The organism is Maricaulis sp., assembly GCF_039978735.1.
Taxonomy (GTDB): domain Bacteria; phylum Pseudomonadota; class Alphaproteobacteria; order Caulobacterales; family Maricaulaceae; genus Maricaulis.
Map to the genome: position 1 here is coordinate 1 of NZ_JBDWAS010000001.1, position 23792 is coordinate 23792.

The window sequence follows — 23792 nt, forward strand, 5'->3', positions numbered from 1 at the left end:
GTCCCCGCAGATGGCCACGCCGGAGCCTGATGCTGTCACCCACCAGGCGCGGACGAGCTCCGCACGCTCCCGGGCACAAGGGACTGAGCTCATGCCTCCCATCCCGGAAACCGCTGACGATCTTACGCGCAGTTGAGAGGGTGGGGATAAGTTTCCCGACCCGCCCCACGCACCGTCATCCTGACGAAAGTCAGGACCCAGATCGTAAAGGGAGATTCTCGCCAGGCGGGCTTGGTCTGAGCGGTGGCGATGTGCGGGATAAGTGCGATCCCGCGGCCACCGCGCTCTATGAACTGGGCCCTGACTTTCGTCAGGGTGACGGTGCGTGTTGTGGCGTTTGCGCTCTCTTTTCACCGCTCTCTCCATTTTTCCCGGACGGAGGCCCGCGGAAGCGGGCTGCAGATCCGGGACCGACCGTGCGTCATTTCAAGCGACGAGCTTCCCGTAGATCCCGTCACTTCGCCCGGCTTTCGCCGGGCTTCCGGCCGGGAAAAACGGAGGGCTATTTGGGCATCCAGGGGATCACCCATCCCCCACACACTTGCGGCCCGACACCGGCCAGACCTTCTCCCGGCCCATCACCAGCGCATCCGGCACGCGCCCGAAACAGCGGACGAAGGCGTCATCACAGACATTCAGCCCGCCGGTGAAGGCGCCGAAAGCCGGCATCACCAGCCTCGAACCGTCTGTGGCGAAGCATCTGCGTCTCAGCGCGCGGCCGTTGCGGCGGATTTTGGCGGCGGGGTGGAGGTGGCCGGCGATTTCGCCTCTGGCCTCGCCCTCCGTGGGCTCGTGGCGGAAGACGAGGCCGGCGAGTTCGACGGTCTCGTGGACTTCGCCGCCGAATTGCGGTGGCGGGGCGGGGTCGTGATTGCCCTCGATCCAGATCCAGCGTGACACCGACGCCACCAGTGCGGCGAGTGCGGCTAAGTCGTCGGCGTGCATGCGGCCGGCGGCACGCAGATCGTGGAAACTGTCGCCCAGGGCGATGACGGTGGAGGGGGCGTGGCGGGCGATGCCGGCGGCCAGACGCTTCAGCGTGGCGCGGGTGTCGTAGGGCGGCATCAGCTGGCCGCCGGCCGCCCAGGCCGAACCCTTCTCGAAATGCAGATCCGAGGCAACGAGAATGCCGCCCCCCGGCACGGCGAGCAGGCCCGCCGGATCGGCGAGGACAGGGGTGCCGGCGATGGCGGTTTTTAACATGTCGGCCGGGGGATGCAGTGGCGCGCTCATGGCTCCGGTTATTTCTCAGACTTCACGACGGTGGAAGCGGGACATGTACCTTCGGTACGTGTCCCGGAATGACCAGCCCCGGCGCCAGACGTCAGGATTTCGCTTGTCCCAGGGACACGTACCGAAGGTACATGTCCCTCGCACCGGGGTTATCCCTTCTCCCCGGGGAGACGGTGCCCCGGAGGGGCGGATGAGGGGGGAGACACCGCCGCGCGAGAACAAACCACACTCAATCAAGCCGCATCGCCTCCGCGATCAGGTCTTCGGACGAGACATCTTCCAGGATGCTTTCATGGCCCTCGCCATAGACCGGTTCCTTGCCGATCTCGAGCATGACGGGCACGGCGAGCGGGGAGATGCGGTCGAGATCGACATGTTCGATATGACCCTGGACACGGGCCAGCGCCGTGCCGAGACGGTGGATGTCCAGGAGGCCGGTGCCGGCATCGGCCCAGGCGGCCTTGAGCAGGATGTGGTCTGGCTCGTGCTCGCGCAGCACATTGTAGATCAGGTCGGTGGAGATGGTGACCTGGCGGCCGGTCTTCTCCTGGCCGGGAAAGCGGCGCTCGATCAGGCCGGCAATGACGGCGCAATTGCGGAAAGTGCGCATCATCAGCTGGCTTTCCGCCAGCCAAGCGTCGAGATCATCGCCCATCATGTCCTCGGCGAAGAGCGCGTCGAGATCGACCCCGGACATGTCGCGCAGCCCCCAGACCGAGAGCGCGTATTCATTGGCGACGAAGCCCATGGGCCGCATCCGCATGCGCTCGAGCCGGCGGGTCAAGAGCATGCCCAGCGTCTGGTGCGCCAGACGCCCCTCGAACGGGTAGCAGACGAGATAGAAGCGCGCCGAACGCGGGAAGGTTTCCACCAGCAGGCCGTCGGCCCGGGGCAGGCGCGAGCGCCGCTTCTGCAGCTCCAGCCAGTCGCGCACCTGCTCCGGCAGGGCGTGCCATTTGGCCGGGTCCTGCACCATGTCGCGCACCCGGGCGGCGAGATAGGTGGAGAGCGGAAACTTGCCGCCCTGATAGGAGGGGATGCGCGGATCGGTATCGCTGGAGCGGGTGACGCGGGCGGTCATCTCCTCGATGCCCTCGAAGCGCAGCACCTGGCCGGCGAAGAGGAAGGTGTCGCCGGGCACGAGCTGTTCCAGGAACCATTCCTCGATCTGGCCCAGCCTGAAACCGCCCCGCCCCTTCGAGGAAACGACCACATCGAGCATCGGCGCCTCGACAATGGTGCCGACATTGAGCCGGTGGCGCTGGGCGATCTGGGGCGTGCGCACGCCCCAGCGGCCGTCCTTGCGCCTGATGAGACGGCGGAAGCGTTCATAGGTCTTCAGCGCGTAGCCGCCCGTGGCGGTGAAATCGAGCAGTTTGTCGAAGGTCTCGCGGTCGAGTTCGGCATAGGGCGCCGCGCTGCGGATCTCGTCATAGAGTTCGTCTTCGTCGAAAGGTTCGCCACAGCCGCGGCCCATGATGTGCTGGGCCAGTACATCCAGCGCGCCGGCCTTCAAGGGCTCGCCATCGAGCGCATTCGCCGTGACGGCCTCGGCAGCGGCCTGGCATTCCAGATGCTCGAACCGGTTGGTCGGCGCCAGCAGGGCTTTCGAGGGCGCGTCGAGCCGGTGATTGGAGCGGCCCAGACGCTGGATCAGGCGCGAGGAGCCTTTCGGCGCGCCCATCTGGACGACGAGATCGACATCGCCCCAGTCGATACCCAGATCGAGCGTCGAGGTGCACACCACCGCCTTGAGCTTGCCCGCCGACATCGCCGCCTCGACCTTGCGGCGCTGTTCCGGCGAGAGCGAGCCGTGATGCAGGGCGATGGGCAGGTTGTCGGTATTGATGTTCCAGAGTTCCTGGAAGGTCATCTCGGCCTGGGAGCGGGTATTGACGAAAACCAGCGCCATCTTCGCGGCCTTGATACGCTGATAGACGTCGGCCATGGCGTGGCGGCCGGAATGGCCGGCCCAGGGGATGCGCTCGCCGGGATCGAGGATCTCCACCTGCGGCCGCGCACCGGCCTGGCCGCGCACGATGCGGGCAAAGCGGGCATCCTCTCCCATCTGCGGCGTCAGCCAGCGGGCCAGCCCGCCCTCGTCGGCCACCGTCGCGGACAGTCCGGCCCGCCGCACATCCGGTGCCCATTGCGCAATCGCGGCGAGGCCAAGGCTCAGCAGGTCGCCGCGCTTTTGCGGTGCGATGGCGTGGATCTCGTCGATGACGATGCGTTTGAGGTCGCGGAAGAAAGCCTCGGCATTCGCCGTGGCGCAGAACAGGGCGAGCTGTTCCGGCGTGGTAAGCAGTATGTCCGGCGGGTGGGCGCGCTGGCGCTGACGTTTGGACGGCGAGGTGTCGCCGGTACGCGTCTCGATGCGGATATCCAGCCCCATCTCGCTGACCGGTGTCATGAGATTGCGCGCCACGTCGACCGAGAGCGCCTTCAGCGGCGAGATATAGAGCGTGTGCAGCCGATGCGGGCGCTGCTTGCCGGGCCGCTCGGACACGATCTCCGCCAGCTCGATCAAGCTGGGCAGGAAACCGCCCAGCGTCTTGCCGCCACCGGTGGGCGCGATCAGCAGCGCATCCTCGCCGGCCTGCGCGGCGGCGATCATCTCCAGCTGGTGCGCACGCGCCGCCCAGCCGCGGCTGGCGAACCAGTCGGCGAAACGGGGCGGCAGGAGGGCGGGACCTTGCGTATCGGGCATGAGGGTTCGCTGGCGCTTCGGGCGACAAAGTGTATGCGGCCGACCACCCAAACCGTCACCCTGACGAAAGTCAGGGCCCAGTTCGCAAGGCTGGCTTGAGCCAAACCTGGCCCGATCCAGCTTTGAGACCTGGGTCCCGGCTTTCGCCGGGATGACGGTATATGAGGCGTCGGATTCCTGGATCGATGATCTAGCGCATTGCAGACGCCCGCGCGAGCCGCGAGGCGGAACGAACGGGGGACAGGCGCAAACAGCGTCCCTCTGCAAAGCCTGCCCCGTTTTCGCCATGCTTGCAGGCGTAGAGTAGGGCAGCGAGGGAATTGGGACCATGACGGCTTCCGTCATCGATCGTTTTGTGGCGCTGGACAGCGCCTTCCGCGACCATGCGCGCCGCGGCGAACGCATGTATGCGCGCTTTGCGGCCCTCTCGGGCCTGTCGAGCGACGCGCCGCCGGAATTCCTCGTCTCCCGATCCATCGCCATCCGCGACGAGCTCGATGCGGGTCTTGGGGCCTGGAAAGAGCCCGGAAAATCGATGCGCCTCGTCTTCGCAGCGGCCCTGGCCGCGGCCGGCCGTACGGCGCCGCACTTTTTCGACACGCGCAGCGCGCTGAACCGCCGCCGCAAGGAACGCGGCGGGCGCGGCCTCAATCATGGCGGTTCCTGCGCGGCGCTGGCCCTGGTGTCTGCTGGTGGCCTGCCGCACCATGTCGACGCCTTCTACGACATCCTCGAAGCCATCGCCGCGCCCTGGTGGCGCCGCGACAGTGCGCGAGAGGAAATGGTCGCGGCCATCTTTGCCGCCATGGGCGAGATGCCGCACGAGGCGCTGGAACGGCTCGACACGGCCCGCCAGGCCCTGCGTACCGCCGGTGTACCGAAAAGCCATGCCGAGGCCGCCGCCTGCGAGATCGCCTTTTTCGACTTCAACCCGGCCGCCATTGCCCCGGCCTGGACCACGCTGAACACCGCTGTGCGGGGCCGCTCGGCCCTGCGTCATGGCGTGGGCAAGACCGGGCTGGCGGTGCTGGCCGCTCATGGCGATGGCCGCGCCACGGCCGACGCCCTTGTCGCCAGTTTCGAAGCCGTGCGCGCGCTGAAGCCGAAACCGTCCGGCGATGTCGCGGCGAAACTCGCCATGCGCCTCGCCCAGGCCCAGACCGGAGAGACCGCGCCGATCGCCGCAGCGCGCGACCTGGCCGCCATCCTCGCCGCCCAGGCGGCGATGATCGCCGCCGTGGCCGCCTCGACCGCCGTCGTCGCCGCCAGCTGATCCGCGAGCGCCCGCCCCGCTGCAACCGCATTCCCCTCTTCCCCCAAGGGTGGTAGGAGCGAATACGGGACGACCTGCAAGCGGAGAGCGAGAGCATGAACGTCGAAGAATTCCTCAATCCGGAAACCATGGCGGTTCTCGCCGAGCGGGCCATCGCCGCCGGCACGAACCTTGTTCTGGCCATCCTGATCCTGATCATCGGCTTCATCGTGGCCGGCATGGTGAAGGGCGGCGTGCGCAAGGCCGTCGAACGGTCCAGCCGCATGGACGCAACGCTGGCCGGTTTCTTCTCCTCGATCGCCTACTATGCCGTCATCGCCGTGGTGGGTATCGCCGTGCTGGCGCGCTTCGGCGTGCAGACGGCCAGCCTGGTCGCCGCGCTCGGTGCGATCACCCTGGCCATCGGCTTTGCCCTGCAGGGCACGCTGTCGAACATCGCCGCCGGCGTGATGATCATCGCCTTCCGCCCCTACTCCATCGGCGACTGGGTGGAAGTGGCCGGCGTGTCCGGCACCGTGAAGGACGTCAACCTCTTCACCACCGTGCTGGCAACGGGCGACAACAAGAAGATCATCATCCCCAACGGCCAGGCCTGGGGCGATATCATCACGAACTACTCCGCCAACCCGACCCGGCGCGTCGATTTCACCTTCTCGATCGATTATTCCGACGATATCGACAAGGCGATGGACGTGATCAAGTCGACGCTGGGCGCCGATGCGCGCATCCACAAGGATCCGGAAATCTTCACCGCGGTCGCAGCCCACGGCTCGTCCTCGGTGGATATCGTCACGCGGGTCTGGGTCGATACCGGCGATTACTGGGGTGTACATTTCGACGCCATGAAGAGCGTCAAGGAAGCCTTCGACAAGAACGGCATTTCCATCCCCTATCCGCACCAGGTCAATGTCGAGAAGAAAGACTGACCGGTCTTTTGCAATCGGGGTCAAAGCGGCCCCGATTGCGCCCCATTTGGACGTAGAGTGAGCCCATGAGCGAGAATTCGACACCGCAGCGCCGCAGCTTCGTGCAGCGCCTCGTCAGAATGTCCACCGCAGACATCCTGCGCCTGGTCTTCCTGTGCGTTCTCGCCGGCTTCCTGCTGGCCGCGCTCAACGTCAATCCGCGCGATCTGTGGGTCGATTTCTTCGGCACGCTGGCCGAGAGCTGGGACCGCTTCATCCGCTTCATCACGGAAAGCGCCGGCTGGGCCATCGAATACTTCCTGCTTGGCGCCGTTCTGGTGATCCCGATCTGGATCGTGTTCCGCCTTCTGCGCACGCTCGGTCGCGAATAGCGCCCTGAAATCAATCCCCTGTTAACCGGTTTGCTTTGCGACTTGGCAATATTGAGTTGCTAAGACCGGGCGCATGAACGCTGCAGCCCACGATATTCTCGGCATCGACATGACGTCGAGCGAACCGGCCGCGCCGCCCTCCAGGGGACGGCCGCTCCTGCTGCAGTCCAACCCGTTCCTGCGCTCCATCCTGATCTCGCTGATGCGCGAGGCCGGCTCGCAGGATGTGCTTGTCGCGCGCTGTGCCGACAGCGCCCTGACCGTGATGGACCAGAGCCTGCCCAGCATGATCGTCGCCGACTGGAACGATCAGGAAGAGGCATCGGAAGACCGGCTCCGCCTGGTGCGCCGGATCCGCGAGAGCGAGAGCGCCGTATACCGCCGGACGCCGATCATCATGGTCTCGCAGCCGCGTTCGCGCCGCGAGATCGAGATGGCGCGCGATGTCGGCGTCACCGAGTTCATCATCACGCCCATCGCCCCGATCACGCTGCAGACGCGTATCCGCTCGCTCTACGAGACACCGCGCGAATTCGTGGCCTCGCCGCGCTTCAACGGACCGGACCGCCGGCGCCGCAAACGCCATGCCGCAGGCCCCAGCTACAAGCGCACCGCCGATGTCGATGCGGGCCTGACAACGCCGATGGCCGCAGCCCGCGCCGCCGCCGTTGCGCTGGTCAACGAGACCCAGCTGAGCGGCGATCCGCTTGCTGTTCGGGTCGGCCGGTCGCTGCAGCGTTTCATCTCCCATATCCGCGACTACACCTTTGTCGAGGCCGAGGTTGCCAACATGCACCGGGCCGCGCTGGCGCAGCTGACGCGGATGGCGGAAGACGGCAATCCGCTGCGCGAACCCGTCGTGACCGGTCTGGAACAGGTCGTCGACAAGCGCATGCGACGCTGACGACACCCCCGATCTCACGCGATCCTGTCCTGAAAACAAGTCTGGCAGACCGGACGCCCCTGCCGTATCACCGGATAAACCGGATACGGAACCGCCATGGACGACGATATTCAGCACCGTCTCGACACGATCGCCCCGCTGATCGTGGACGGGTCTCCCCACGCTGTGGCGCTGGGCTTCCGCATCGACCGGCTGACGCCGGGCAAGGCCGCGATGAGCGCCCCCTACAGCGAAGCCCTGATCGGCGACCCGGAGACGGGTACGCTGCATGGCGGTGTCATCACCGCCCTCCTGGACCATGTGTGCGGCATGGCCGCCTTCGGCGGGCTGGGTGCCAAGGATACGCCGGCGACGCTGGACCTGCGGATCGACTATATGCGCCCCGCCAAACCGGGACAGGACATCCACGCCGAGGCCGAATGCCTGAAGTCGCACGGGCTTGTCGCCTTTGTGCGCGCCACCGCCCATGACGGCGACATCGACGATCCGGTCGCCATCGCCCAGGCAGCCTTCATGATCACCCGTGCTTCCAAGGCCGCCCAGGAACGCGCCATGAAAGCCATGCGCGGGGAGCACCCGCTGTGAGCCGCGCCCTGCTCGACACGCTGATGACAGCGCCCTACGTCGCCCGTTTCGGCGTACGCCTGGAAGTGAAGGGGACCGAGCTGACCGGTGTCCTGCCCTTCGACAATGACCTGGTGGGCAATCCACTGATCCCGGCACTGCATGGCGGCGCTGTGGGGGCGTTTCTGGAGATCGTGGCCTCGGGCTCGCTGCTGCTCAGCCAGCCGCTGCAAAAGCTGCCCAAGCCGATCGACGTCGCCATCGACTACCTGCGTCCAGCGCGGGCCCAGGACGTCTATGCCCGGGCGATCGTCGCTCGATCGGGACGCCGGGTCGCGAATGTCCGGGCGGAAGCGTGGCAGGGCCGCACCGACGCACCGGTCGCCACCCTGCACGGTCATTTCCTGATCACGCCGGAAAGCAGCGATCCCGCACCAGTCCAGCGCTGACGCAGAAACATCCCGACACGCAAGACAGGTTTCGATGACGGCGCCATGTCAAGCGGCACAGCGCTTCCGCATGGCGGGCCTGCACGCGTGAGGTGCGATCTGTCACGCCCCTGAGACGCAGGTACGCGAAGAGGACGCCGCGCCGGCAATCGCCTGCGCCTGGCCCCGAACCGACCCGTCCTGGAGACCCCACATGATCCGCGCTCTGCTCGCCGCCGCCCTACTGACCGCCCCTGCCGCCCCTGCCGCCCCGGCTTTCGCCAACGATACCCGTACCGTCGAGATCCGCTATGACGTCCGCGACCTGACCCGCCCGGAAGGCATCCGGGAGCTCGAAGCCCGTATCGCCGATGCTGCTGAACAGGTCTGCGAACTGGACTCGCGCCGCCTGTCCGACCGCCAGGCCGAACGCCGCTGCGAAGCCGAAACCGTCGCGGACGCCCTGGCTTCGGTTCGCGCCAAGGCCGGCGAGCCGGCCCTGCGTCCCGCATCGGCCGAAACATCCACCAACTGATCCTGTTTGCGGAAAGCGGGCCGCTGCATGCGGTCCGCTTTCTCCTCTCCGCCTGCAAGCCCCGGCAGACCTGCGCATTACCGCGACGACAGTTTGTGAACACGAGCTTTCACCGTTTTAGGGTGCAGGTCACACCACCGTCAGACGAGAATTGCGACCATCCTCCTGCGGCATGCGGTTCACAACGGGTGAGCCAGCCGCCCCAAGGGAGGCTCCCATCATGGTTGTTCGCACACTCATTTCAGCATCGGCAGCGCTCATTGCTACCGCTGCAGCCCAGGCGCAGGAAAGCGAAGCGCCGACCACCGTCGTTTCTTTCCAGGCCCGCGAACTCGCCGACCCCGAGAACCGCTCGGCCCTGCGCGACCGTCTGGAACGCGAGATCCGCGCGGTCTGCAATACGCGCGGTCACCGGACGCTTGCGGCCTTCACACGCGAGAAGCAGTGCGAGCGCAACGCCCGCGAAAATGTCGAGATGCAGCTGGGTTATCCGATCGCCGAGCTGGCGCCGCGTTCCAGCGACCGAATGCTGGCGGAAGCCGTTGACAACCGGTAGCCCGTCCTGCGCTGGGCATTGTACCGGACTTGCGCGATCCATCGTTGGGCGAAAGACAAACAAGAACGGGATACCGTCGCCCGACGCACGTAAATACAAATTTGTATATATAACCAACACCCGAGAGACCCACCCCGCTCTGGATTAAATTTTTCTCTGTCCCAGATAGCCTCTGTCAGCATTCAAATTTGAATGACTTTGTCACGGAGACCTCAATGCCCAGATTTTCCCCGACCGCAATGGCGCTGACCCTGCTTTGTGCTCCCGCGTCGCACGCCCTCGCACCACCCCCGTCCATCGAGATCGAACTCGATCGACGCGAGCTCGCCGATCCGGACAGACTGCCCGCCCTGCAATCGCAAATCCGCGACGCAGCAAGGCGCGTGTGCCGCGAATATGTCATCGGCGACCTGCTGCGGGCCTACACCCTGCATGACTGCATCGAGGCCACGACAGCACAGGCCATGAACCAGCTCGAAGCGCTGAGAGCCGCCGACCAGGCCGAACCCACGATACCCCGCAGCGACCAAGCGCTCATGCATTATTGAATTGCTGCGCTGCATCATTTTTCGCCACATCGCCGTGGACAATCGCCTTGGGCGCAATAATGTAAGCTCATCAACCCCATTCAATTGCGCATAGCGCTATCCCGACTGGAGTTTCCTCATGACCCGCATCGCCATCGCCGCCCTTGCCATCACCCTCGCAGCGCCCGCCGCTTTTGCGTCGCAGCCGGTCAACGGCATCGCCATTGAGGTCACCGACGCCGACCTGAATGATGCCGCCCGCCTCGCCCGGATCGAAACCCGCATCGGCGAAGCCGCCGAACAGGTCTGCCGCCAACAGGTCATGTCCGACCTGCTGCGCGCCTACACGCTGCGGGACTGTATCGAGGCCACCACCGAACACGCCATGGCCCAGCTGGACGCCCGCCGCGGCGTCACCACCCTGGCCGCAGCCGAAAACCAGGTCGCCAGCTCCGAACACTAGGCGACCCGTTCGTTGCCCGGCCCCTCCCGGCCGGGCAACGCCCATCTCCCGCGAAAGACATTTCCCCTCGCGCCGGAAACACGTTAGGTGCCCGGCATGTCGATCGCGCCCCTCACCCGCACCGATGTTCTCAAACGCGCCTGGCCGCTGGTCTTTGCCAATGCGGCCGTGCCGCTGGCCGGCGTGACCGACACCTTCGTTCTCGGCCTGTCCGGCGAGACTGCCGATCTGGGCGGGGTGGCGCTGGGCGGCGCGATCTTCTCGGTCTTCTACTGGAGCTTCTATTTCCTGCGCATGGGCACGACCGGGCTGACCGCCCAGGCCGACGGCGCTGGCGATACGGCGGAAACCCAGCGCATCCTGATACGGGCTTTCGCCATCGCGGGCCTGCTGGGTTTCGCACTCTTCATCCTGCGCGACCTGATTGCCTGGGGCGGTTTCGCCGTTCTCCAGGGCACGGCCGATGTCGAGGAGAAAGGCGCGCACTACCTGCTCGCCCGCGCCTGGGGCGCGCCAGCGGCCCTGGGCGCCTTCGCACTGTCCGGCTGGCTGATCGGGCTGGGCCGCAACGGCGCCACACTGGCCCTCTATGTCGTCTTCTCGCTGACCAATATCGGACTGGACCTCTGGTTCGTCCTGGACCTTGGCTATGGTCCCGGGGGCGTCGGCGCCGCGACGGCGATCGCAGAATGGGTCGGCCTTGTCGTGGGCCTGATCTTCGTGGCGCTGGCGCTGCGGCAGCAGGGCGGCTGGGCCGAGGGCGCAACCGACCGTGCCCGGCTGATGGAGACGGGCGCGCTGCGCGAGATGTTCCAGGTCAATATCAATCTGATGATCCGCACCTGGTCGCTGGTGATCGGCTTTACCTGGTTCGCCAATGCCGGCGCCCGCCAGGGCACGGCGCCGCTGGCCGGCAATCACGTGCTCCTGCAGATCATCTCGCTGTGGGCCTTCGTGCTGGATGCCTTCGCCTTCGTGGCCGAAGCCGAGGCCGGGCGTGCCTTCGGGCGCAAATCCCTGCCCGCCCTGCGCCGGGCCGTGCGCCTGACCGGCGAACCCATGTTCGCGGCCGGCGCGGTCTTCGCGGTGTTGACCTTCCTGTTCGGCGCCGATGCGCTGACGCTGGTGATCGAGGATGCCGATACACGCGCCGCCGCCCAGGCCTATCTGCCCTGGTGTGCCATCGTGCCCTTCCTGGGCGCCGGCGCCTGGCTGATGGACGGCGTATTCATCGGCACGACAAGCGGCAAGATTCTGCGCAATGCCGGTCTGGCTGCCGTTGCCGTCTACCTGGCCGCCGATGCAATCCTGTCGCCGATGTTTGCCAATCACGGCGTCTGGGCCGCTTTCCTGATCTTCTACGTGGCGCGCGGCGCCGCACTGGCCGCCGCCTATCCGGCGCTGGAGCGCCGGCTTCAGCCCGCGCCGACAGCCTCGGACACCGAAGCGAAACCGTCGGCCTGAAGCCGCTCGACCAGGCCGGTCTTGATCTGCTGCACCAGGCCGGGCCCGTGATAGACGAGGCCGGTATAGAGCTGGATCGCGTTGGCGCCGGCGCGGATCTTGGCATAGGCCGCATCGGCACTGTCGACGCCGCCCACGCCGATGATTGCCAGATCGGGTCCTGCCGCCTCACGGAACAACCGCACCAGCTGCGTCGAGCGCTCGAAGATCGGCGGTCCCGACAATCCGCCAGCCTCGCCCATATTCGCGCTTTTCAGGCTTTCCGGACGCAGGATGGAGGTGTTCGAGACGATCACGCCGTCAAGACCATGCCGGACAACCGCTTCGACCATCACACCGGCCTCGCTGTCGTCGATATCCGGCGCCACTTTCAGGAAGACCGGCGCCGAGCTGCCGACGGCCGCCACCGCATGCAGAAGATCGTCCAGCGCGCCGGACGACTGCAGCGTGCGCAGGCCGGGCGTGTTGGGCGAGGAGACATTGACCGTGAAGAACTGCGCCAGCCCCTGCAGCGCCTCCAGACAGGTCACATAGTCGGGAATGCGGTCCTCGCTGTCGAGATTGGCGCCGATATTGACGCCGACCACCCCGTCCCGGCGGGCACGGCGGACAAAATTGCTGCGAAAGCGGGCCAGCCCCTGATTGGGAAAGCCCATGCGGTTGATCACCGCCTCGTCATCCTCAAGCCGGAAAATGCGCGGGCGCGGCTTGCCATCCTGCGGCCGCGGCGTGACGGCGCCGCATTCTACAAAACCGAACCCCATGGCGAGCAGTGCGTCCGGCGCTTCGGCATTCTTGTCGAAACCGGCCGCAAGACCGACCGGATTGGGCAGATCGATTCCCGCAAGGCGCGTCGCCAGACGCGGATCGTCCGCGCCGCGCTGTCGCGGTCCCAGCCCGGCCTTGAGGCCGAGAATGCCCAGCTTGTGGGCACGCTCCGGATCCAGTCCTTTCAGCCAGTGTGTCGCCCTGTCGTGCAGCATCAGTCTCGCTCCAGATCGGCGGGCAGCACCCAGTCGCCCTCGTCATTGCGGCGCACATGGCGCAGGCCCCGCACCGCACTGGCCGGGATATCGCCATAGACATGCGGGAAGAGTGCGCCGCCGCGCGACGTCTCCCATTTCACCGTATCGCCGAGTGCTTCCAGGTCGATCTCGACGAGGAGCAGACGCTCATGCTCGTTGTAATGCTTGACCAGCGTCCCCTCGACCTGGTCCGCAGCGGACAGGTGGATGAAACCGTCAGCGACGTCGTGCGGATCGCCGGAAAAGGCGCCCTCCATCATGACGGCGGCCCAGCGTTCGGGCACGGCGAGTCGGTATGCGGTTTTCGGTGTCATGTCAGACGGGGTAGCCCTGCCCGCCAGACGTGGCAAGGGTGTGTGCCCGGCCAGCATGTTGCGATCCACAAGCCCGGCGCTATATTGGTTGTTGGAGTGCGGACGAGCCTCACGGCCCGCCCGCTTTCCTTAGATCATGAATAGGACCCGGATCCGGATTGACCAGCTGGTCCGGGTCTTTTTCATTTCCAAGGTGATGCTAAGTGGGATAGACCACATCACATCACTCCAATCTGAAGGCGAGGCCCTCTCGCCTCGGTCGGGGCGGCCCATCCTCCCCGAGCGCGCCGCTGGCCCCGGCGCTGCTGCTTTCACCTTCAAACCGATCCACAATCAGCACTCCTGAGCACCCGGATTGCGCACATATGCCATATAATGCACTTTATACGCGCATATCAATCCGGGCAGGCGCTCTCCGGTTGCAAGCCGCTTCGCGTTTTCCCAAATCCGCTCGCCGCACTAAACTCGGGCCATGTTCACGCACGAAGAGATCTGGCGGGGGATCGACCGCCTGGCGGCCCACGCCCAGACCAGCCCGTCCGGGCTGGCGCGCCGCGCCGGGCTGGACTCCACCACTTTCAACCCCTCCAAGCGCTTTTCACGTGACGGAGAGAAACCACGCTGGCCCTCGACCGAGAGCCTCGCCAAGGCCCTCGCCGCCGCCCATATGGACTTCTCCGGCTTTGCCGATCTGGTGGCCGGCCGGTCGCGGGCGGACAATCTGAGAACCCACAGCCTGGCTGACAGTGCGGGCGCTTTCGACGCTGGCGGCCTACCCCGGGGCGAGGGCTGGGCGCGCATCCCCTTCCCCGGTCTGGCGTTTGACAAGGCCTATGCGCTGACCGTCGAGGGCGACGACATGGAACCGGTCTATCGGGCCGGTGACCGCCTGGTTGTCACACCCGACAATCCACCCCGCGAAGGCGACCGCGTCGTGGTGCGTGAGCGCAGCGGGGCGATCTGTGCCTGGAGGCTGGGCGTCCAGACTGTCCAGGCGCTGACCCTGCACGCCCTCAACCCCGCCCGTCCGGACCGCAAGCTGGCCCTGGCCGAACTGGACTGGATGGCGCGCATCGTCTGGGCCAGCCAGTAGCAAGCCGCGACCTTTCGCGCATGGGCGGCGCGCGCCTGCCGCACTAGATTGAGAAAAATGTCAGGCGAGAACGCGATGAACCAGGTCTTCCAGCCGCCCAAACCGCCCTATGCCGTCTATAGCGGCGTCGGCAAGCTGCGCCCGTCGGACTACTGGATCTATTTCCGGGCGATGCGCCGCAATCCGCTGGAAGTGTGGGGCGAGCACCATTTCTCGATCCGGCTGGCACCCTTCCGCTTCCTCGGGCGCTCCAGCCTGATCGTCAACGATCCGGACGCCATCCATCACTGCTTCGTCACGCGGTCGGACAACTTCACCATGAACCCGCTGCGCCAGGCCGTGCTGAAACCCTTCCTGCGCGACGGGCTGCTGACCGCCGAGGGCGAGACCTGGAGCAAGGCGCGCAAGGCGGTCTCGCCGGTCTTCACCCCGCGCAAGGTCAACGCTTTCGCGCCGCAGATCCGGCAGGTCTGCGAAGACGCCGCGGCGGCGTTCGAAGCGATCGACGGGCGCACCATCCCGGTCTCCGACGCCATGGTCGACCTGACGCTGGACGTGCTGATCGAGACCCTGTTCTCCGGCGACGAGGCGCTGGACAAGGCGCGCTTCACGGCGGGCATCCACCAATTGCTGGAGATCAGCGGCATTCCCCATCCGTTCGATCTCGCGCACCTGCCCGGCTGGATCCCGCGGATCGGCCAGGGCAAGTCGCGGCGGGTGATCGCCGATCTGCGGCGCCAGGTCTCCGGCGTCGCCGCGCAGCGCCGCACTGCCCTCTCGCCCGAGGAAAGCGGCCGCGCGCCGGACTTCCTCGACCTGCTGCTGGGCGCGGGCCTGGACGACACGGCGGTGACGGACAACCTGCTCACCTTCCTCGCCGCCGGACACGAGACGACCGCCCGCTCGCTGGCCTGGACGCTCTATCTGCTGTCGCGCGCGCCCGATGTGCGCGACCGGCTGGAGGCGGAGATCGACGCGGCTGCGCTGGACGATACCGATCCGGCGACATGGTCGCAGGCGCTGCCCTGGACCGAGGCTGTCATCAAGGAAAGCCTGCGCCTCTATCCGTCCGCCCCGATGCTGGCGCGCACCTCACGGGAGTGGGATATCGTCGCCGGCCTGCCGGTGCCCGCCAAGACCGACGTCCTCGTCTCGACTTGGCTGCTGCATCGCCAGCGCGATATCTGGGCCGAGCCCGACAGCTTCCGGCCCGAGCGCTTCCTGGGCGAGGCCGGCAAGGCGATCCCGCGCGACGCCTACCTGCCCTTCGGCCTGGGCCCGCGGGTATGTATCGGCGCGCGTTTCGCGATGATGGAAATGGTGATCGTGCTCGCCTGCCTGTTGCGGCGCGTTCGCTTCGAATTCGACGGTCCGCGCGATCCACGCCCCGTCATGCGCATCACCCTGCAGCCGGACAATGAGGTTCCGATGCGGGTCAGCCGGCGATCGATGGAGACGGCGGAGAACTAGCCGCCATTCTCCATGCGGCCGATGGCGAGGAAGCGTTCGCGGCGCTGCTTGCGCAGGGCTTCCGGCGACAGCCCGTCGAGCGCGATCAGGTGTTTCTCGATCGCATTGCCGACAGCGCGCATGATCTCCGCCGGGTGACGGTGTGCGCCACCGATCGGCTCGGGAATCACCTCGTCGACGATCTTCAGCTCCAGCAGGTCCGGCGCTGTCACCTTCATGGCAACGGCCGCATCCCTGGCCCGCGCCGAATCCTTCCACAGGATCGAGGCGCAGCCTTCCGGCGAGATCACCGAATAGATCGAGTGTTCCAGCATCATCACGACATTGCCGGAGGCCAGCGCCACCGCGCCGCCGGACCCGCCCTCACCGGTGATAGTGGAGATCAGCGGTGTGCCGAGATTGATGCAGCGCTCGGTCGAACGGGCAATCGCCTCGGACTGGCCGCGCTCTTCCGCACCGAGGCCCGGATAGGCACCGGCCGTGTCGACGAAGGTCAGCACCGGCAGGTCGAACTTCTCCGCCATGTCCATCAGGCGGATCGCCTTGCGATAGCCTTCCGGGCGCGCCATGCCGAAATTGTGCTTGATGCGGGTTTCGGTGTCGTGACCCTTCTCGTGACCGATCACCACGACCGAACGGCCGCGGAAACGGCCGAGACCGCCGACAATGGCCGCGTCCTCGGAGAAGCGGCGGTCACCGCACAACTCCTCGAAATCCTCGATCAGCGCCTTGCGGTAATCGCGGAAATGCGGGCGTTCCGGATGCCGGGCCACCTGCGTCTTGCGCCAGGGGTCGAGCTTGGAATAGAGCGCGGCGAGCTGTTCATTCGCCTTGTGACGCAGGCGCGCCGTCTCTTCCGCCGTGTCGGGCGAATCCTCGCCGGAGGATCCGGCCAGCGACTCCAGCTCTTCGATCTTGGCTTCCAGTTCGGCCAGCGGCCGCTCGAAATCGAGATAGGTACGTGTGGGGTCGGACATGCCCTGCCAACGCCTGTGAACGCAAAAAGGAGCCGGCAACCTAGCCAGCTAGCGACATGGTCACAAGCCTTCGTGACCGTGCTTACGCATACGTCAATCCCGTCAATCGCCGCCGGAGCCGCGTGCCAGCGGGTGCGCCGTCTGCACCAGCGTCTTCAGCCGCTCGTCCAGGACGTGCGTGTAGATCTGTGTCGTCGACACATCCGCATGCCCCAGCAGCATCTGCACACTGCGCAGATCGGCCCCGCGCGCCAGGAGGTGCGTGGCAAAGGCGTGACGCAGCACGTGCGGCGATACTTTCGCCGGATCGAGCCCGGCCGCAACAGCCAGATCGCCGAGAATCTGGGCGAAACGCTCGCGGGTCATATGGCCGCTCTTTGCGGTCCGGGACGGAAAGAGAAAGCGCTGCGCCCGCTTGGCACGGCCCGCATCGGGCGGCAGATGCGTCTCGCGCACCGCCCTGTAGGCGTCAACGGCTTCCAGCGCGTTCGGTGTCAGGGGAACGAGGCGCTCGCGGCCGCCCTTGCCGGTGACATGGATACAGCGCTCGGCCCGCACGAAGGCGTTGAGCGGCAGCGAGACCAGCTCGCTGACCCGCAGACCGCCGGCATAGAGGATTTCCATCAGCGCGCGGGTACGCACACCATTCGCGCCCTCGATACGGCCGGCCGCATCGAACAGCGCGTCGACATCTGCCTCGCTGAGCACCTTGGGCAGGCTGCGGCCCTTCTTCGGCCCTTTGAGCGCCGCGGCCGGATCGTCGGTCCGGCGTCCGTCGGACAGGAGAAAGCGGTAAAAGCGCTTCATCGCCGACAGGCGGCGCGCCGCAGTGGAGGCCGACAGCCCGTCCGAGGCGAGCCCTGCCAGCATGGCTTCAAGATCTGCCGTCGAGGCGTCAGACAGAGCCGTGCCGCGGGCTGCCAGCCGGCCCGCGATATCGTCGAGATCGCGGCGATAGGCCTCCAGCGTATTAAATGCAGCACCGCGTTCTGCGGCCATCATGTCCAGGAAAAGCGCGATGTCCCGGTTGGCGCTCACAGGGCCGACCTGACAACCCGTTCCAGCAAGACCGACAAGGCCGCCCGGCGCAATCCCGCCGCATCGAGCGCGGCAATCGCCCGCGCCGTCGCATCGGCATTTCCGGCCGCAGCCGGATCGGCCAGGACAGAGATAGCCAGCAAGGCCGCCTCACCGCGCGCATCGGCCCGCACGGCAGCATCCATGGCCGCCAGACCGGCCGGCGCCGCCGCCGCTTCCTGTGCCAGAAGCATCGGGCGCAAGCCTTCGGGCATCGGCGCCCCCAGACGCGTCAGAGCCAGCATGTCGGCCGCCACGGCGGGGCCATGGGACTCGAACCAGGCCGCCTGCACGGCCTCATAGGTGCCACCGCGCAGATCATCGCCGGCAATCGCGATGGCCATGTCCAGCGCGACCATGCGGCGCGGGCTGGGCGGTACCCATTCCGGTTGCGGCGGCAGCGACATCGGCGCGGGCTCACCAGCGGCAGACGGCTTGCCGTCCATGTCGGGACCGGCCGGAGCAAAACCCGGCGCAGGCTGCGGACGGGCGGGACCATTGACCAGCGCATCGCGCCATTCACGTGCCAGACCGGTCTCGCCGACCAGCAGCGCGGCCAGGGCGATCTCGTAGCCATGTTCCAGCGTCACGCGCGTGATCGGCACGGTTTCGATTTCGCGGCCGTGATGGCGTGCGACATGGACAAAGCGGGCACCGCCGCCCGTATCCGCCAGCATCAGCCCGAGCGCCTGGCCAGCCAGCTCGCGATCATAACCCTGGGCGATGATCTCCTCGAGCGCGTGGTGGCGCTCCATGCCGTCCATCGAACCGGCAGCGACAAACAGCGCCATCGGATCCTCGCTGGAGGACGAGCGTCGCTCCATGCCGTGATGGGCGACGTCGCGCAGCCAGGACGGCGCGGTCTGGTCGACGGCCGGCACCGGTTCGCCCGGCGTATGAAGAGCCCGGCTCATCGCCCATTCCAGACCATTGTCGGCTGCGGGCGCATCCGCATCCAGCGGCGTGTCGAGCATGATGGCGAACAGGCGCGCCTCGAAACCGGCATCCGGTTCCTGGCTGCGTGCGAGTTCGGCCGTCAGCTCGGCCGCACCGTCCCGACCGTCGAGCGCCAGGCAATAGGCCCGTACCCGCAGCCAGTAGGCATCTTCGCGGCCCTGCGTCATCGCGTCGGCCGTGCGGCAGGCGCGTTCGGCATTGCCGGTGGCAAAAGCCAGCTCGGCATGCCAGCGCGCCAGGGCCGGCGTGCGGTTCACGCCCGGTGTACGTTCAAGCAGGTCGAACGTGTCGTCAGCACCGGCCGCAGCGAGCAACCGGTCGATCCGCAATGCCGCAAGCGCGGCATCGCCGCGCCCGCCGGCGGGCGGACGGCCGCCGGATACCAGAACAGAGCGGGCAATCTCGGCCAGGGTTTCGCTAGCATAGCCGTCGCCTTCAGCGGCCGGCAGCCGCGACAGGACGGCCTGCGCCATCGCGCGGTCGGTGCCCGCCCACAGGCGGTTGCTCATCGCAGCGCCGGGCAGGCCGACTTCCAGCGGATCGAGCGCGTCCAGGCGCTCCACCTCGATCGGATCCTGAGCCAGGGCGGTGCCGCCCAGCAGCGCTGCCAGCAGGCTAGCGCGGGAAATTGTCTTCCAACTCGACACGTACACTCTCCCGGGTGGGTTCCAGCCCATTCGCGATCACGGCCAGCGTCCCGAAGCCGGCCAGAACCAGCACGCCGACAACCAGCACTCCAATCAGGAAACCCCGCATTCGCCCTACTCCATGACGTTTGAAACCGGTGCGATCGGCTGCACCGGACCTCCGTGCGGAGCCTAACCGTGATTGCGGCGATTTCCAGACCGTTTATACCGCTAGGCATGACGCGAACTCTCGAAACGGATCGTCCCATCGTGCTGATCGGCCTGATGGGGGTCGGCAAGACCACGGTCGGCCGCCGGCTGGCCAAGGCGCTTGGCCTGAAATTCCGGGATGCCGATGAGGAAGTCGAACGCGCCGCCGGGCGTTCGGTTTCCGAGATCTTCGACGATTTCGGCGAGGCCGCCTTCCGCGATGGCGAACGCAAGGTGATCGCCCGTCTGCTGGACGAGCCGCCGATGGTGATCGCCCTGGGCGGCGGCGCCTTTGTCGATCCGGAGACGCGTGCGCGCATCAAGGAGAAAGGCGTGTCGGTCTGGCTTCAGGCCGATGTCGACACGCTGGTCAAACGCGTCTCCCGGCGCGATACCCGTCCGCTATTGCGGGATCAGGACCCGCACAGCGTTCTGCAACGCTTGCTCGAAGCCCGCACACCCGCGTATGCAGAGGCGGACATCCATGTCGATGCATCCGCCGGATCGCATCAGACGACACTGGACCTGATCATGCAGGCACTGGAAGCCCGGGAGGCCGAGGCGTGAGCGACATACTTTCCGTCTCCGTCGGGCTGGGCGCGCGCAGCTATGACGTGCTGGTCGGGGCGGGCGCGCTGAGGGCCGCGCAATCGAGGCTTGCCGCGCATTTCCCGCGTGGCCGCGCCATCCTGGTGACCGACCGCACGGTTGCGGGCCTGCACCTGAAAACCGTGTCCGACTGGCTGGAAGGCGCCGGGCTGCGCGCCGATCCGATCGTGCTGGAACCGGGCGAGACGACAAAGAGCTGGGCCGGCCTGCAACACCTCGTGGACACGCTGCTCGACCGCAATATCGAACGCTCCGAGGCGGTCATCGCGCTGGGCGGCGGCGTGATCGGCGACCTCACCGGCTTCGCCGCCTCCATTGCCAAGCGCGGCGTCGACTTCATCCAGATCCCCACAACGCTGCTCTCGCAGGTCGACAGCTCGGTCGGCGGCAAGACCGGCATCAATACCAGCCATGGCAAGAATTTCGTCGGCACCTTCCACCAGCCCCGCCTGGTGATCGCCGATGCCGACCTGCTGGCCAGCCTGCCCCTGCGCGAACGCCGCGCCGGCTATGCCGAGATCGTCAAGGCCGCCCTGATCGGCGACCGCCCGCTGTTCGACCGGCTGGAGGCCGCCGGCGAGACAGCCCTCGACGGTGAGACATTGAGTGAAGCCGTGGCGGCGGCCGTGGCGTTCAAGGCGCGCATTGTCGCCGAGGACGAGCGCGAGGCCGGTGCCCGCGCCCTGCTCAATCTCGGCCATACTTTCGGCCATGCCTTCGAGGCCGAAGCGCCCAAGGACAGGATCCGCCATGGAGAAGCCGTCGCCGCGGGCCTCGCGCTGGCCTTCGGCTTCTCGGTGCACAAGGGGCTTTGCCCGGCCGGGGATGCCGAACGCGTACGGGCGCACCTGCGCGCAGCCGGCCTGCCCGACAGTCCGCAAACGCTGGCCCATACAGGCTGGGATGCGGAACGCTTGATCGACCGCATGCGCGATGACAAGAAGAACCGGGACGGGCGTATCGCCCTCGTCCTGGCGCGCGGTATCGGCGAGGCCTTCATCGACCGAGATACCGACGAGACCGACCTGCAACGCTTTGTGGAGACCCAGCTCTCATGAGCCTCGACTGGACCCTGATCGGCCCGGTGCTGATGATTATCGGCCTTCTGTGCCTGTCCGCCTTCTTTTCCGGATCCGAAACCTCGCTGACCGCGACCTCGCGGGCCCGCATGCTGCAGATGGAGCGCGACAAGCATCCCGGCGCGGCCGTGGTCAACAAGCTGATCGGTGACGGGGAAAGCCTGCTCGGCTCGATCCTGCTGGGCAACAATCTGGTGAATATCGCCGCCTCGATGATTGCCGGCCAGCTGTTCGAGGACCTGCTGGGCGGCAATTCGGTGCTGTGGGCCACGCTGATCATGACCTTCACGGTGCTGATCTTCGCGGAGGTCCTGCCCAAGACCTACGCCCTGTCCAATCCGGACCGTTTCGCGCTCACCGTGGCGCGGCCGATCCTGCTGGCGGTGAAAGTCTTCGCGCCGGTGGTACGGGCCGTTCAGGTCGTGGTGCGCGGCACGCTGCGCATTTTCGGTGCCAATGTGGAAGGCCCGGTCCTGTCCGCCCATGACGAGTTGCGCGGCGCCATCGCCCTGCACCATGAGGAAGGCGGCGTGGTGAAGGATGACCGCGACATGCTGGGCGGCGTGCTCGACCTGCGCGAGCTGACGGTCGACGACATCATGGTGCACCGCAAGTCGATCGTGATGATCGATGCCGACAAGAAGCCGGAAGAGATCGTTACCGAGGCGCTGCACAGCCCGCACACCCGCCTGCCCCTCTATCGCGAGGACACCGAGAATATCGTCGGCATCCTGCATGTGCGCGACATTGCCCGCGCCCTGCACGAGGCCGATGGCGATGCGTCGGTGATCGATATCGATGCGCTGCGCCGCGAACCCTGGTTCGTGCCGGAAACCACCGAAGTGCTCGACCAGCTCAACGCCTTCCGCGAAAAGCGCGAGCACTTTGCCTTGGTCGTCGACGAGTATGGCGCGCTGATGGGTCTGGTGACGCTGGAGGATATTCTCGAGGAGATCGTCGGCGCCATCGAGGACGAGCATGATATCGCCGTCGAGGGCATCCAGCCGGACAATGAGAACGGCTCCTGGCTGGTCGACGGGGCGGTGCCGATCCGCGATCTCAACCGGGCGCTGGACTGGGAGCTTCCCGACGAGGAAGCCGTCACCATTGCCGGCCTTGTGATCCACGAGGCCCAGACGATCCCCGAACGCGGTCAGGTCTTCCAGTTCCACGGCGCGCGCTTTGAAGTCGTCGAACGCCGCCGTAACCAGATCACCAGGCTACGGGTTTCGGTGAGCCCGGACGAGCTGGACGCGCTTTAACCGGCGGCCTCCGCAGCATCGTCTTCATCCTGGCCGATCTGGTCGAAATAGGCGTCGCACGTGCCGCGCGGCGTCTCGCCTTCGCTGACCTCATAGCCGGCCCTTGCCTCAACGACCAGATCGCCGAAGGCGTCGGCGAAGATGCTGGCGAGCTCGTTGGCGTCGGCCAGATCGCCGAAGGCCGCGGGGCCGTCGAGCACGGTTGTGAAACCGCCGCCGGAGGCGAGGTGGTTCTGGGACGCCCAGCGGATCGCGGCGAGCTGGGTTCCGTCCTCGGTGAGGATTTCGCCCTCTGCCCCCAGCGCGCCGATGCCGATCGGAACGCGCGGATTGAGCGGCCCCGGTACTGCTGTGCCGATCACCCGTGACAGCCCCGTCGTTGCAACATTATTGCGACGCAGCCCCGTCACAGCTGCACTCAAACGTGCCGTTGCGGCGCCCTCTTCCGGTTCCGGCAGCACGGAGAAGCCGCCGCGCGCGAAACGCTGGCAGATTTCCTTGGAGAGGACTGCGCGCAGGCGATCGAGGCGCGCACTGTCCAGATCGTCATCGACCTCGGCTCCGGGCGCGATTTCCACCAGCGGCAGGTGCAGCGCCGACAGCCCGGCCAGCGCTTCACCGTCGGCATATTCCATCACCGGCACCAGGCGGCGTTCGCCCGGCACAAGCTGGGCGTCGTTCGACAGGGTGGTCGGGGTTTCAAAAGCCGTGCTGCAGCCGGCCAGCAAGAATGCCAGCCCGCCGATTGCAGGAAGAACCGCTTGGGACATGCGCATGGAGAGGACGCCTCGCTATTGCCGGTTACCGGCAGGCAAGCTAGCGCGCCCTTGTGTCGTTTCAACGCTCTGGCGCGATTATTCTCCCGGCGCGCGGGCGCGGATGACGAGGGCGTGGATCGGGCCGGCCAGTTCCTGCGCCAGGGCCTCGTTGACCAGGCGGTGACGCTCGACCCGCGAGCGGCCGGCAAAGGCGTCCGCCACGATCTCGACGGTGAAATGGCTTTCTCCGCCCGGCCGCGCACCGGCATGTCCGGCGTGCAGATGGCTGTCATCGCGCACATCGAGCTGTTGCGGCGAGAGGGCCGCTTCGAGCCGGGCCTGGATCGTGTCCTTCATGGACATGGCAATACTCCGCGAGTC

The 23792-nt window shown here is 66.7% G+C and carries 26 protein-coding genes; 16 read left to right on the forward strand and 10 right to left on the reverse strand.

All coding sequences use genetic code 11. The features are described from left to right. Nucleotides 1–522 precede the first annotated feature (522 nt). A complete protein-coding gene (gene pdeM / locus ABJO18_RS00005) occupies nucleotides 523–1233 on the reverse strand; it encodes a ligase-associated DNA damage response endonuclease PdeM (RefSeq protein WP_348507335.1) in 711 nt (236 codons plus the stop codon). Nucleotides 1234–1462: 229 nt separating this feature from the next. Further along, entirely contained in the window at nucleotides 1463–3943 is a 2481-nt protein-coding gene (locus ABJO18_RS00010; RefSeq protein ID WP_348507334.1) for a ligase-associated DNA damage response DEXH box helicase, read from the reverse strand. A 328-nt stretch (nucleotides 3944–4271) separates the two neighbouring features. Between ABJO18_RS00010 and ABJO18_RS00015 the strand changes: the two genes are divergently transcribed. The 11 genes from ABJO18_RS00015 (at nucleotide 4272) to ABJO18_RS00065 (ending at nucleotide 11954) form a co-directional block, all read left to right on the forward strand. Beyond that, nucleotides 4272–5216 (forward strand): hypothetical protein, encoded by a 945-nt coding sequence (locus ABJO18_RS00015; protein WP_348507333.1) that lies wholly within the window; start codon nucleotides 4272–4274, stop codon nucleotides 5214–5216. 95 nt (nucleotides 5217–5311) lie between these two features. After that, nucleotides 5312–6142 (forward strand): mechanosensitive ion channel domain-containing protein, encoded by an 831-nt coding sequence (locus tag ABJO18_RS00020; protein WP_348507332.1) that lies wholly within the window; start codon nucleotides 5312–5314, stop codon nucleotides 6140–6142. Between the two features lie 65 nt (nucleotides 6143–6207). Next, the gene (locus tag ABJO18_RS00025) at nucleotides 6208–6513 is read left to right on the forward strand and encodes a DUF6460 domain-containing protein (RefSeq protein WP_348507331.1); all 306 of its coding nucleotides are present in this window, start codon (nucleotides 6208–6210) and stop codon (nucleotides 6511–6513) included. A gap of 73 nt (nucleotides 6514–6586) precedes the next feature. After that, nucleotides 6587–7417 (forward strand): hypothetical protein, encoded by an 831-nt coding sequence (locus tag ABJO18_RS00030; RefSeq protein WP_348507330.1) that lies wholly within the window; start codon nucleotides 6587–6589, stop codon nucleotides 7415–7417. 96 nt (nucleotides 7418–7513) lie between these two features. After that, nucleotides 7514–8002, forward strand: a complete 489-nt coding sequence (locus ABJO18_RS00035) for a PaaI family thioesterase (protein ID WP_348515678.1) — start codon at nucleotides 7514–7516, stop codon at nucleotides 8000–8002. After that, nucleotides 7999–8430 (forward strand): PaaI family thioesterase, encoded by a 432-nt coding sequence (locus ABJO18_RS00040; RefSeq protein WP_271186461.1) that lies wholly within the window; start codon nucleotides 7999–8001, stop codon nucleotides 8428–8430. The genes ABJO18_RS00035 and ABJO18_RS00040 overlap by 4 nt, the downstream gene beginning before the upstream one ends. A gap of 193 nt (nucleotides 8431–8623) precedes the next feature. Then, a complete protein-coding gene (locus tag ABJO18_RS00045) occupies nucleotides 8624–8944 on the forward strand; it encodes a UrcA family protein (protein ID WP_348508773.1) in 321 nt (106 codons plus the stop codon). Between the two features lie 220 nt (nucleotides 8945–9164). Next, nucleotides 9165–9500 (forward strand): UrcA family protein, encoded by a 336-nt coding sequence (locus ABJO18_RS00050; RefSeq protein WP_348508772.1) that lies wholly within the window; start codon nucleotides 9165–9167, stop codon nucleotides 9498–9500. A gap of 215 nt (nucleotides 9501–9715) precedes the next feature. Then, complete coding sequence (locus ABJO18_RS00055; protein ID WP_348508771.1) at nucleotides 9716–10048, forward strand: UrcA family protein; 333 nt, start codon at nucleotides 9716–9718, stop codon at nucleotides 10046–10048. A 118-nt stretch (nucleotides 10049–10166) separates the two neighbouring features. Continuing rightward, nucleotides 10167–10490 carry a UrcA family protein gene (locus ABJO18_RS00060; RefSeq protein ID WP_348508770.1) on the forward strand — a complete coding sequence of 108 codons (324 nt, stop codon included), beginning with the start codon at nucleotides 10167–10169 and terminating at the stop codon, nucleotides 10488–10490. A gap of 96 nt (nucleotides 10491–10586) precedes the next feature. Then, the gene (locus ABJO18_RS00065; protein ID WP_348508769.1) at nucleotides 10587–11954 is read left to right on the forward strand and encodes an MATE family efflux transporter; all 1368 of its coding nucleotides are present in this window, start codon (nucleotides 10587–10589) and stop codon (nucleotides 11952–11954) included. Here ABJO18_RS00065 and ABJO18_RS00070 read toward each other — a convergent pair. Together ABJO18_RS00070 and ABJO18_RS00075 are read right to left on the reverse strand one after the other, a co-directional pair. Further along, nucleotides 11906–12937, reverse strand: a complete 1032-nt coding sequence (locus tag ABJO18_RS00070; RefSeq protein ID WP_348508768.1) for a quinone-dependent dihydroorotate dehydrogenase — start codon at nucleotides 12935–12937, stop codon at nucleotides 11906–11908. The two genes, ABJO18_RS00065 and ABJO18_RS00070, sit on opposite strands and share 49 nt — an antisense overlap. Further along, nucleotides 12937–13293 (reverse strand): DUF952 domain-containing protein, encoded by a 357-nt coding sequence (locus tag ABJO18_RS00075; protein WP_348508767.1) that lies wholly within the window; start codon nucleotides 13291–13293, stop codon nucleotides 12937–12939. The genes ABJO18_RS00070 and ABJO18_RS00075 overlap by 1 nt, the downstream gene beginning before the upstream one ends. Nucleotides 13294–13765: 472 nt before the next feature. Between ABJO18_RS00075 and ABJO18_RS00080 the strand changes: the two genes are divergently transcribed. Next, nucleotides 13766–14386 carry a helix-turn-helix transcriptional regulator gene (locus tag ABJO18_RS00080; RefSeq protein ID WP_348508766.1) on the forward strand — a complete coding sequence of 207 codons (621 nt, stop codon included), beginning with the start codon at nucleotides 13766–13768 and terminating at the stop codon, nucleotides 14384–14386. A 57-nt stretch (nucleotides 14387–14443) separates the two neighbouring features. Continuing rightward, nucleotides 14444–15856: a cytochrome P450 gene (locus ABJO18_RS00085; RefSeq protein ID WP_348508765.1), complete on the forward strand. Its 1413-nt coding sequence runs from the start codon at nucleotides 14444–14446 to the stop codon at nucleotides 15854–15856. Here the strand turns inward: ABJO18_RS00085 and ABJO18_RS00090 are convergent. The 4 genes from ABJO18_RS00090 to ABJO18_RS00105 all read right to left on the reverse strand — a co-directional run bounded on the left by ABJO18_RS00090 (nucleotide 15853) and on the right by ABJO18_RS00105 (nucleotide 19623). Further along, a complete protein-coding gene (locus tag ABJO18_RS00090; protein ID WP_348508764.1) occupies nucleotides 15853–16833 on the reverse strand; it encodes an acetyl-CoA carboxylase carboxyltransferase subunit alpha in 981 nt (326 codons plus the stop codon). The genes ABJO18_RS00085 and ABJO18_RS00090 overlap by 4 nt on opposite strands. Before the next feature lie 102 nt (nucleotides 16834–16935). Continuing rightward, nucleotides 16936–17871, reverse strand: coding sequence for a site-specific tyrosine recombinase XerD (locus ABJO18_RS00095; RefSeq protein WP_348508763.1), 936 nt, complete (start codon nucleotides 17869–17871; stop codon nucleotides 16936–16938). Beyond that, nucleotides 17868–19514: a hypothetical protein gene (locus tag ABJO18_RS00100; RefSeq protein ID WP_348508762.1), complete on the reverse strand. Its 1647-nt coding sequence runs from the start codon at nucleotides 19512–19514 to the stop codon at nucleotides 17868–17870. The genes ABJO18_RS00095 and ABJO18_RS00100 overlap by 4 nt, the downstream gene beginning before the upstream one ends. Next, nucleotides 19483–19623, reverse strand: a complete 141-nt coding sequence (locus tag ABJO18_RS00105; protein WP_271186448.1) for a hypothetical protein — start codon at nucleotides 19621–19623, stop codon at nucleotides 19483–19485. Before ABJO18_RS00105 ends, ABJO18_RS00100 begins: the two co-directional genes overlap by 32 nt. 107 nt (nucleotides 19624–19730) lie before the next feature. On the opposite strand from ABJO18_RS00105, the gene ABJO18_RS00110 reads away from it, so the two are divergent. Genes ABJO18_RS00110 through ABJO18_RS00120 form a run of 3 tightly spaced genes read left to right on the forward strand, consistent with a single transcriptional unit; the run spans nucleotide 19731 to nucleotide 22653 of the window. Next, complete coding sequence (locus ABJO18_RS00110; RefSeq protein WP_348508761.1) at nucleotides 19731–20270, forward strand: shikimate kinase; 540 nt, start codon at nucleotides 19731–19733, stop codon at nucleotides 20268–20270. Further along, nucleotides 20267–21370 (forward strand): 3-dehydroquinate synthase, encoded by a 1104-nt coding sequence (gene aroB / locus ABJO18_RS00115; protein WP_348508760.1) that lies wholly within the window; start codon nucleotides 20267–20269, stop codon nucleotides 21368–21370. The genes ABJO18_RS00110 and aroB overlap by 4 nt, the downstream gene beginning before the upstream one ends. Next, the gene (locus ABJO18_RS00120) at nucleotides 21367–22653 is read left to right on the forward strand and encodes an HlyC/CorC family transporter (RefSeq protein WP_348508759.1); all 1287 of its coding nucleotides are present in this window, start codon (nucleotides 21367–21369) and stop codon (nucleotides 22651–22653) included. Before aroB ends, ABJO18_RS00120 begins: the two co-directional genes overlap by 4 nt. On the opposite strand, the gene ABJO18_RS00125 is transcribed toward ABJO18_RS00120, so the two are convergent. Together ABJO18_RS00125 and ABJO18_RS00130 are read right to left on the reverse strand one after the other, a co-directional pair. Continuing rightward, nucleotides 22650–23429 carry a DUF3313 family protein gene (locus tag ABJO18_RS00125; RefSeq protein WP_348508758.1) on the reverse strand — a complete coding sequence of 260 codons (780 nt, stop codon included), beginning with the start codon at nucleotides 23427–23429 and terminating at the stop codon, nucleotides 22650–22652. The two genes, ABJO18_RS00120 and ABJO18_RS00125, sit on opposite strands and share 4 nt — an antisense overlap. A 78-nt stretch (nucleotides 23430–23507) precedes the next feature. Beyond that, nucleotides 23508–23774, reverse strand: a complete 267-nt coding sequence (locus tag ABJO18_RS00130; RefSeq protein ID WP_348508757.1) for a BolA family protein — start codon at nucleotides 23772–23774, stop codon at nucleotides 23508–23510. Nucleotides 23775–23792 lie beyond the last annotated feature (18 nt).